Below are 9,267 nucleotides of genomic sequence, written 5' to 3'. Positions count from 1 at the left end.
CCCCCAGAGCACCGTACTCGGGCTTTTTCTCGGCAATCGCAATACCGGCAATCAATACACCTGCCCCCATCAAGACATTCTGGGTTTGCTGTTGCGCGCCGTGGCGCGCGGCGGCGTGCACAATTTCGTGTCCCATCACAGCGGCGAGCTGGGCTTCATCTTCCAAATACACTAACAGGCCACGGTTAATCGCGAGCTTGCCACCGGGCATCGCCCAGGCGTTGGGTACATCGTTATTGAGCACCACAAATTCGTAGGGCAGGTTGGGGCGATCGCTCACCGCGGCGAGCTTTTTGCCCACCTGCTGCACATATGCTGTCAAACCGGGATCAACCACATATTGACCGCCCTGGGATTGTTGCGCGGGTACATAATTTTGCGCGCCGGATGCAATCTCCTGCTCGGGCGACATCAGCGAGACCTGGCTTTTACCGGTCACCGGGTTGACCACACAGCCGGTCAGTGACCATGCGAGGGCACTGATAGCGAGAATTGGGGAAAGTAATTTCATAACAGGACTCCTTGAGACAGAGGCGGCTATAATGCCACATCTTTTTTACCACACGACTTTTAATACAAGGTGAACGTTTTTCGATGAAATCCCTGCAAGTAATTGAGCTTTTTGCCGGTATCGGCGCCGACGGCAAACCGATTGTCGAGCAACTCCATGTGCGCGAACTGGAGGACGGCAATTTCCAACTGGTGCAATCGCCCGCGTTTGCCAAGGGTCTGGCCAGCGGCGATGTAGTCAAAATGCTCCCCGACACACGCGAGTTTGATCTGGTACAGCGCAGCGGCAACCTGAGTGTGCGCGTGTTTAGCCGCAACGATATCCAGGCGCTGGGCGATGTGCTCACGGCAGAGCTGGAAAAACTGGGCGGTGAACTGGACCGCGAAACCCCGCGTATGTTGGTCTACTCCATCCATGTGAGCTGTGGTTTCAGTGCGATTGAAAGCATACTCAACGAATATGTCGGGCGCGATGGCCAAAGCGCGTGGATGTACGGCAACGTTTACGATCCTGCCGACGGCGAAACCCCGCTCAATTGGTGGCTGGATCTACTCAAACCTGAATAGCGTTTTACTTCACTCGTCGATATCGAACCCAATTTATGCTGCACCTTATTTCGCCCGCAAAAACCCTGGATTTTGAAACACCACCCAAGATTGCCGAATTCACCCAGCCACAATTTCTCGATCACTCGCAAGAGTTGATCAAGGATTTGCGCCAGCTGACGCCGCCGCAAGTTTCCGAGCTGATGAGCGTCAGCGAAAAGCTGGGGGAGTTAAATGCGCAGCGTTTCCTGGAATGGCAATTACCCTTTACACCGACTAACGCCAAACAAGCCGTGTTAGCGTTTAAGGGCGATGTGTATACCGGGATGGAGGCGGAAAAATTCTCCAAAGCCAATTTCACTTTTGCGCAACAACATTTGCGTATCCTTTCAGGTCTGTACGGTTTACTGCGCCCGCTCGATCTGATCCAGCCCTACCGCCTGGAAATGGGCACCAGTTTCGCCAATGCACGCGGCAAAAACCTGTATCACTTTTGGGGCGACATCATCACCGACCAACTGAATCAGGAATTGGATACGCAGAAAGAGCGGGTGTTGGTGAACCTTGCCTCTAACGAATACTGGAGTGTGGTGAATACCAAAAAATTACATGCCGAAGTAATTACGCCGGTGTTTAAAGATTGCAAAAACGGCCAGTACAAGATCATCAGCTTTTTCGCCAAAAAAGCGCGCGGCATGATGAGTGCCTACATCATTAAAAATAAAATCAAAAAAGCAGAACAGATTAAAGGGTTTGATGCAGCAGGCTATTACTACGACGAGCGCAGTTCATCGCCGAAGGAGTGGGTTTTCTTGAGAGAAGAGAGTTGAGTGAAGAGAGTCAAGTAAAGAGCAGGCTTGAACCACCTGCTCTTGAGCTAAATGATTATTTTTGCCGCTTTAATACGGCCACAACTCCGCTGGCTGCGCCCATACCAAGCGGGCAAATACTTATCAGCTCCCAGCCTTCGCGCCCGAGCGCATCGAGCTGCTGATTAAACAAATCAACATCCAGTGTTCCAAAAAAAGAGCTTCGCATTTTAAAAGAAAGTGTTTTGTATTCCCAACGCATTATTCGTCCTCTTGTAGTGGTTGTTCGTTATCAATTTGCTCTAGATCAGTGATGACTTTTTGGATCAATTTCACACGCCCGCTTTTGACCAGCGCATCGCGCAACACAAATTCAATTTGCGCATTCAGGCTGCGCAAGTCATCGTCAGCCCAGCGCTGCATGGCGGCGATAACCTGTTCGTTAATGCGCAGCGGAAAGGATTTTTTTGTCACGCGCTATCACCTTTAGTTACGAGTAAAGTGTGCCTGTATTGATCACCGGCTTTGCTTGCTGATCACCGCAGAGCACAATCAATAAATTGCTCACCATCGCCGCTTTGCGCTCGCCATCCAATTCCACCACACCCTGCACTTTTAATTGATCCAGCGCATCGGCCACCATACCCACAGCGCCCTGAACAATAATTTTGCGCGCGGCGAGCACCGCACTCGCCTGCTGCCGCTGCAACATGGCCTGTGCAATTTCCGGCGCGTAGGCGAGGTGACTTAACCGAGCTTCGAGGACATCCACTCCCGCTTTTTGCAAGCGATCCTGCACTTCGCTTTTTAATTTCAGGGCGATGGCATTGGAGTCGCTGCGCAGCGACAGACGTTCGTCGTCGGTATCGTGTTCATAGGGGTAGCTGGTCGCCAGGTTGCGCAGCGCTGCTTCGCTCTGGATGGTGACGTAGTTTTCATAGTCATCCACTTCAAATACGGCTTCAGCTGTGTCTACCACGCGCCACACAATCACCGCCGCGATCTCAATCGGATTGCCGTTGGAATCGTTCACCTTCAAACGCCCGGATTCAAAATTGCGCACACGCAAGCTAACCGATTTTTTACTGTAAAGCGGGTTGGCCCAGCGCAGACCGTTGTTACGATCGGTGCCTGCGTACTGCCCAAACAATTGCAGCACCTTGCCCTGGTTGGGTTGCACCATGTAAAACCCGAACCAACAAATAAAAACCACAATGGCGGCCAGTATTGCAATTGCCTTCATAGCGCCCGGCATAAACACAGCGCCCGCGACGCTGAGTATTTGCAGTGCCAACAAGACGACCAACAGCAAATAACCTGACCCGCTGCGTGCTTCAACTTCATGGACCATGACTTTCTCCTTTAGTGTTTTTCGAATCACATACTTGATATCATTTAGATATCAATTTAATACTGCTTTTATCCAAAGTAAAGAGCAGAGAAAACAAAATCTCATCAAACCAGACGATGACTGAGACAACCCCATAAACAAACAGGCCGATGGTATTCACCATCGGCCTGTTTGTTGGTTGCCTTCTAAACAGTGAGGATTATTGGCAGACAGATCCTGTAATCACCGGAATTTCAGCCGTGCCAGAGTGAGTACCCTGGAAGCCGAACTCCACAGACTGCCCTGGTTGAATTGTGCTGTTCCAGCTCAGGTTAGTTGCCGCGTAAGGATTGCTGCCGGTGACAGTGGCGTTCCAGGTGCCGCTTAAACGGGTGTTGCCCGCATAAGTCCAACTCACATTCCAGCCATTGATTGCGCTGGTGCCTCTATTGGTGATGCGGATAGCACCGGTAAAACCTGCGCCCCAGTTATTGCTCACGATGTAGCTGCAGTTGCCACCATTGGTTGCGGTGCTACTGGCGATACTGCTTGCCACACTGGATGTAGCCCGACTGCTTGCTGGCGTAGAGCTCGCCGGTATCGAGCTGGCAGGAGTACTGCTGCGCGATGAACTGCTCAGCGCCACCGATGAGGCTGGTCGGCTGGAGGCGGCAATGCTGGAACTGCTTACTGGCGTTGTGGCATTGGGGTTGGTGCCAACGAAATACAGATCCGGCGCTGCCGGTGTTGCCATGCCGTCGCCAAGGAAGAAGCTGGTGTGCGGCGGTTGGTTGTAACCCACATTTTGCCAGGCGATAGCGGTGCGATACTGGGTATCGTGCATCAGCGTGCGCAGCTTGTGGGTGGTCGGGGTCGGGGTGCTGAAAATCAACAATTGGCTGTTGTTTTCGTGACGCCAGATCACCTCTTCACGCCAGTCGCCGAGCAGGTCGGCTGACAAACCGGGGGTGGATTTGGTGCTGTTGTTGGACGCCGCACCGTAGTTGTACGCGGTGAGCAAACGCGAGCTATTGCTACTGTTGTAGTTCCATTTATCGATCATGGTGTTGTTGAGTTGTTCGCGCAGCAAATCGCCATCCCACCAGGCCGCAAAGTTGGTCGATGCCGGTTTACTGGTGGTGATCTGGCCACCGATGGCGCTGTTGATGCCGCCTGCGCTCGCCCAACTTTCGGCTCCGGCTGTACGTGGATCTATGTCCATAATCACGCCGCGTCCGATATCGCCACCGCCCTGAAAGCCCCAGATGATTTGTCCGGTTTTGGCGTCGTGCATCTCTACCCCGTTATTACCGTAGCTGGAGGGTGATTCGTGCACCATAAATACTTCCAAATCAGGGCGACTGGGCAGGAAGTCGGACAGGTGCAAGGCAACGCCATGGCCAAGACCGGTGGAGTACATCAGGGTGCCGTTGTCATTGATGGTGGCGGCGCCGTAGACGATCTCATCTTTGCCGTCCTGATCCACATCGCCCACCGTCAGGCTGTGCGCGCCCTGGCCAGCAGCGGCGCCATTGCCACTGGCGGTGCTGTCAAACGTCCAGCGGCGGGTCAGTTGACCGTTGCGCCAATCCCAGGCGACCAATACGGCACGGGTGTAATAACCGCGGGCAAAGACCAGGCTTGGGCGGGTGCCATCCAAATAGGCAACGCCAGCGAGGAAGCGGTCCACGCGGTTGCCGTAACTATCGCCCCAACTGCTGACTGTGCCGCGCGCGGGTAGATAATCCGTCGATGCCATGGCGACACCAGTCTGGCCATTAAACACGGTGAGATATTCGGGGCCAGTGAGGATATAACCGCTGGCATTGCGGTAGTCAGTATTGGCATTGCTGCCGCCTTGCACGGTACCCGCCGCATCGCGCGTGCCCGGTGCGGTTTTCATCGCCACTTCAGCTTTTCCGTCACCGTCCAGGTCGTAAACCATAAACTGGGTGTAGTGGGCGCCCGCGCGGATGTTTTTGCCCAAGTCGATGCGCCACAAACGCGTGCCATTCATTTCATAGGCATCGACAATGACGTTGCCGGTATAGCCACTTTGCGAGTTGTCTTTGGCGTTGGATGGGTCCCATTTAACGACGATTTCATATTCACCGTCGCCATCCAGATCACCCACGCTCAGGTCATTGGGTGAGTAGGTATAGGCTTCGCCGCTCGGTGTAGTGCCGCCGTTAGGGCGGTTGAGGTTGACTGCCAAATAGGGGTTGGCCCAGGTGGCTTTGGCAGGGTTGGCCGCCAGTTCGGTGCCATTAATGACTGCGCGTACGGTGTAAGCCGCACTGGTAGTGCCACTGGTATCCAGATAGTTAGTGCTGTTGGTGATGGGCGATGCAGTGACCTTGCTGCCATTGCGATAGACGTTAAAACTGATATTGGCCGGGTCATTACCCAACATCCGCCAGCTGATTAACACGCCGCTGCCGGAGGGGAGTGCGACTACCCCGCGATCCAGATACTCCGCTTGCCGGGCGGCAAAGCTGGGTACCGCCATAATGCCGGTCAGCCCGGCGCACAAACATGCCAATAAGGTTTTGCGCAGCCAGGGCTGCGGATGACGTTTGACCATGATGGTTCTCGCTCATTATTCGTAGTGATAATCATGAGGCTTGCACCTGCGGCGCCAAGGCGCGTAGCTATGGCGATGAGGTAGTAAGCCCCTGCGTCAGGTTTTCGGGTATTGCGACACTTTGCCGAGCGTCAGGTACAGCATGTTTTATTAAAATTATGGGATCGGGCGCTCCGCTGGAGAGATCCGGTTTGGGGGCCGGAAGCGGGTCTGGCTAGAGTATATAAATCGGATTTATATGGAAGGCTTATTTAGCGACAAATGCGACTTGGGTGGTGCTTGGTTGCACAAAATGAGAAACCGGTTACAAGGTTTTTTCTCATACAAAGTAAAGATTTCATCAATGAATAGAATACTGCGGAATTATTGCAGGCCTCCGCTGCAAGAGGCCTGCATGTTGGAACGCACAGATGATCGGTTGATGCGCGTTTAAACGACGGCGTGCGCCGACCAGCGCTCCAGCAAAATCGCCTGGGCATCGACCAGCTCCGCACCTTCCTGGACTTGGCAGGGCACATAGCTGCCATCTTCCTGCAATAACCAGGCGTGGGTGTTGTCGGCGAGGTAGAGGTGCATATCTTCCAAAATACGGTCGCGGATTTTTTTGTGTTTGATTGGGAAGCAGGTCTCTACGCGATGGAACATATTGCGCAGCATCCAGTCGGCACTCGAACAAAATAATTCCGGGTTGCCGTTATTTTCAAAATAAAACACGCGATGGTGTTCGAGGAAGCGGCCGATAATCGAGCGCACGCGGATATTTTCTGACAGGCCCGCAACACCCGGGCGCAGCTGGCAAACACCGCGCACGATCAAATCGATCTGCACACCGGCTTGCGATGCGGCGTAAAGTTCGTTCACCAATTCTTCATCGTAGAGCGCATTCATTTTGGCGATGATGCGCGCCGGTTTGCCCTGCTCCGCATGTTCTTTTTCTGTGCGGATGCGTTTCACCATGCCTTTGTGCAAGGTGAAAGGCGCGTATAAAAGCGCTTCCATTTTGGACGCTTTGCCCATGCTTGATAATTGCAAAAAGATGCGGTACACATCTTCGCCGATATCTTTGTCGGAGGTGAGCAAACCGTAATCGGTATAAATTTTACTGGTGCGCGGGTGATAGTTACCGGTGCCCAAGTGCACGTAGTAGCGCAGCTTGCCAGTTTCGCGGCGCGCGACCAGGATCATCTTGGCGTGGGTTTTAAAACCCACCACACCGTAGATCACATGAATACCAAAACGTTGCAAGCGCTCCGCCAGTGCCACGTTTTGCTCTTCATCAAAACGCGCGCGCAATTCCACAATCGCAGTCACTTCTTTACCGGCTTTGGCGGCGGCGACCAGTGCATCCACAATGGGTGAATTGGAGCCGGTGCGATACAAGGTTTGTTTAATCGCCAACACATTCGGGTCGGCGGCGGCTTCGCGCAAAAAATCTACCACGCCCTGAAATGAATCAAACGGGTGATGAAGCAAAATATCTTGCTTCTGCAACACTTCAAAATAGGAGTTGGTGCGCTTGGGCAGTTTGGGCATGGCTTGCACAAAGGGTTTGAAATAATGCGCAGCATCTTTGACCAAATCAAACAAATCGCCGTAGCGATTTAAATTCACCGGCCCATTAATCCGGTACAAATCGCGCTCTTTAATTTCGCAGCGCTGCAATAAAAATTGCTCCAGTTCAGCGGGGCAAGTGTCGGTAATTTCCAGACGCACTTCATCGCCGTATTGGCGATAGGCCAGCTCACCTTGTACGGCGCGCAATAAATCGTCGGTCTCTTCTTCGTCGAGAAAAATATCCGAGTTGCGCGTGAGACGGAATTGATAGCTTTCCATCACGGTCATGCCGACAAATATTTCGGCCATAAAAAAATGGATGATGGAGGAGATAAATACAAAGTTGCGCCCGTTAATACTCAGCGCTTCGGGCAATTCAATAATGTGCGGCAGCGAGCGCGGCACCTGCACAATCGCGCGGCCGGAGTTGCGGCCGAAGGCGTCTTTGCCATCGAGCCGGACAATAAAATTCAAACTCTTGTTGAGGATGCGCGGAAATGGATGCGCAGGGTCAAGCCCGATCGGGCTGAGCACAGGCAGTACATCGGACAAAAAAATGTGCTTAAGGTACTGAATTTGCTCCTGACTCCAATCTTCGCGACGCAATACTTGAATTCCCTGTTCGCGCATGGACGGGAGCAATTCGCTGTTGAGTATGCGGTACTGCTCGGCCACCAATTCATGGGCGCGCAGGGAAATTTCATTCAGGGTTTGGGTTTGGGTCAAGCCGTCTGGTCCCTGTGTGGGTGGCGCGTTGCGCTCGAGTATTTCTACCAAGCCGCCTACACGCACTTCAAAAAATTCGTCGAGGTTGGTTGAAAAAATACACAGGAAGCGCAGCCGTTCCAACAGCGGCAAACTGCGGTTGTAGGCTTGATGAAGGACGCGTTTGTTAAATTCGAGCAGACTCAGCTCGCGATTGAAATAGGCGTTAGACACCTTGTACCTCGTTAACCGATTTGTGTTTAGCCAATAATTCGCGCCAGATTATGTCAATCATGTGACAGAAATAAGACAGCAGTTGCCTGGTGCTAACACTAGCAAAGTTTTGGGTGCAAGAGTGGGCTTAGTGCAAAAAGCGGGAATAAGGAGCGTGGGGATCGAGGGAGACCTTGGGCAAGCACCCAAGGTCTGAAGACGATTAGTTGCACTTATATACATCAAAACTCTGGCGGCCATCTTTTACCAAACTTGCTGGCACTATGGTGTCGCCGCCAAATTGGGTGGCCTCATTGCGTGCAAGGTTAGTCAGTTCAGTCGCCACTTTTTCAGGTGAACGCTTCATCGAACCTACAAAGTTATCTTTTACTTTGACATTCACGGTGCGCACTTTTTCGCAGTTGCGTACGTTGGCGGCATTGGCAACAGCTACGCTGGCACCTTGCTCACTCACTTTTACCCAGCTACAAGCACTGGTCAGGCTGACGATGGCGGCTAACAGGAGAGTGGTTTTTTTCATGGATAATTTTCCTCAGAAATGATTAATCAATAATCAGGGGACAAAAAACTCGCGGCTACACTAATCCCATAGCGGCCGAGTTGCAAGCCGCGGCGATCGGCGTGCCGCCGGTGTAATGTGCAGTAATAATTATTTTTGGTAATCGCGCCCATGAGTAGTATCTTTGGCGAGCATCTACTTACTTCGCGTGAGTGGATTTTGCTGCAACCCTGATAGTCGCACAACCAACATAAGAAGTTTACCGATAGGAAAATCGCTAAAGAGGAGTTAACCCTATGGGCGCATTAAAAACCGGCCTGAGTCATTTATTTTCCCGACGCAGTTTATGGCGGCTGACCAAGCTGCTGATTATTCTCGCCATCCCTATGGGGATAAGCCTCCTGATCGGCAAGATCTACCAAAACTGGGACGATGATCCGGAACGCGGCGCGATTGCCATTGAAAACGGCGCCTTTGGCGAAAACTATTCCACACC

10 protein-coding genes are annotated in these 9,267 nt (G+C 52.5%); 3 read left to right on the top strand and 7 right to left on the bottom strand.

Annotation, left to right across the window (positions count from 1 at the left end; genetic code table 11):
- Positions 1–511, bottom strand: a 511-nt coding sequence (locus tag ACWA6V_RS11780; protein WP_449522671.1) for a M48 family metalloprotease, incomplete at its 3' end; no start/stop codon positions are given.
- An 83-nt stretch (positions 512–594) separates the two neighbouring features.
- Between ACWA6V_RS11780 and ACWA6V_RS11775 the strand changes: the two genes are divergently transcribed.
- Positions 595–1,077: a DUF4265 domain-containing protein gene (locus ACWA6V_RS11775; RefSeq protein ID WP_449522670.1), complete on the top strand. Its 483-nt coding sequence runs from the start codon at positions 595–597 to the stop codon at positions 1,075–1,077.
- Between the two features lie 35 nt (positions 1,078–1,112).
- Positions 1,113–1,886 (top strand): peroxide stress protein YaaA, encoded by a 774-nt coding sequence (yaaA, locus tag ACWA6V_RS11770; RefSeq protein WP_449522669.1) that lies wholly within the window; start codon positions 1,113–1,115, stop codon positions 1,884–1,886.
- A 55-nt stretch (positions 1,887–1,941) separates the two neighbouring features.
- On the opposite strand, the gene ACWA6V_RS11765 is transcribed toward yaaA, so the two are convergent.
- The 6 genes from ACWA6V_RS11765 to ACWA6V_RS11740 all read right to left on the bottom strand — a co-directional run bounded on the left by ACWA6V_RS11765 (position 1,942) and on the right by ACWA6V_RS11740 (position 8,792).
- The gene (locus ACWA6V_RS11765) at positions 1,942–2,127 is read right to left on the bottom strand and encodes a DUF4177 domain-containing protein (protein ID WP_449522668.1); all 186 of its coding nucleotides are present in this window, start codon (positions 2,125–2,127) and stop codon (positions 1,942–1,944) included.
- Positions 2,127–2,339: a hypothetical protein gene (locus ACWA6V_RS11760; protein ID WP_449522667.1), complete on the bottom strand. Its 213-nt coding sequence runs from the start codon at positions 2,337–2,339 to the stop codon at positions 2,127–2,129. Before ACWA6V_RS11760 ends, ACWA6V_RS11765 begins: the two co-directional genes overlap by 1 nt.
- A gap of 16 nt (positions 2,340–2,355) precedes the next feature.
- A complete protein-coding gene (locus tag ACWA6V_RS11755) occupies positions 2,356–3,216 on the bottom strand; it encodes an SPFH domain-containing protein (RefSeq protein WP_449522666.1) in 861 nt (286 codons plus the stop codon).
- A 199-nt stretch (positions 3,217–3,415) separates the two neighbouring features.
- Entirely contained in the window at positions 3,416–5,779 is a 2,364-nt protein-coding gene (locus tag ACWA6V_RS11750) for a rhamnogalacturonan lyase family protein (protein ID WP_449522665.1), read from the bottom strand.
- Between the two features lie 429 nt (positions 5,780–6,208).
- Positions 6,209–8,272 (bottom strand): polyphosphate kinase 1, encoded by a 2,064-nt coding sequence (gene ppk1, locus ACWA6V_RS11745; RefSeq protein WP_449522664.1) that lies wholly within the window; start codon positions 8,270–8,272, stop codon positions 6,209–6,211.
- A gap of 202 nt (positions 8,273–8,474) precedes the next feature.
- Entirely contained in the window at positions 8,475–8,792 is a 318-nt protein-coding gene (locus ACWA6V_RS11740) for a DUF4156 domain-containing protein (protein ID WP_449522663.1), read from the bottom strand.
- Between the two features lie 275 nt (positions 8,793–9,067).
- On the opposite strand from ACWA6V_RS11740, the gene ACWA6V_RS11735 reads away from it, so the two are divergent.
- On the top strand, positions 9,068–9,267 hold a 200-nt coding region (locus tag ACWA6V_RS11735), incomplete at its 3' end, for a hypothetical protein (protein ID WP_449522662.1).

This window comes from Cellvibrio sp., from assembly GCF_053579595.1.
The sequence above is the reverse complement of the archived record's forward strand: the minus strand, read 5'-3'. Positions and strand labels throughout refer to the sequence as shown.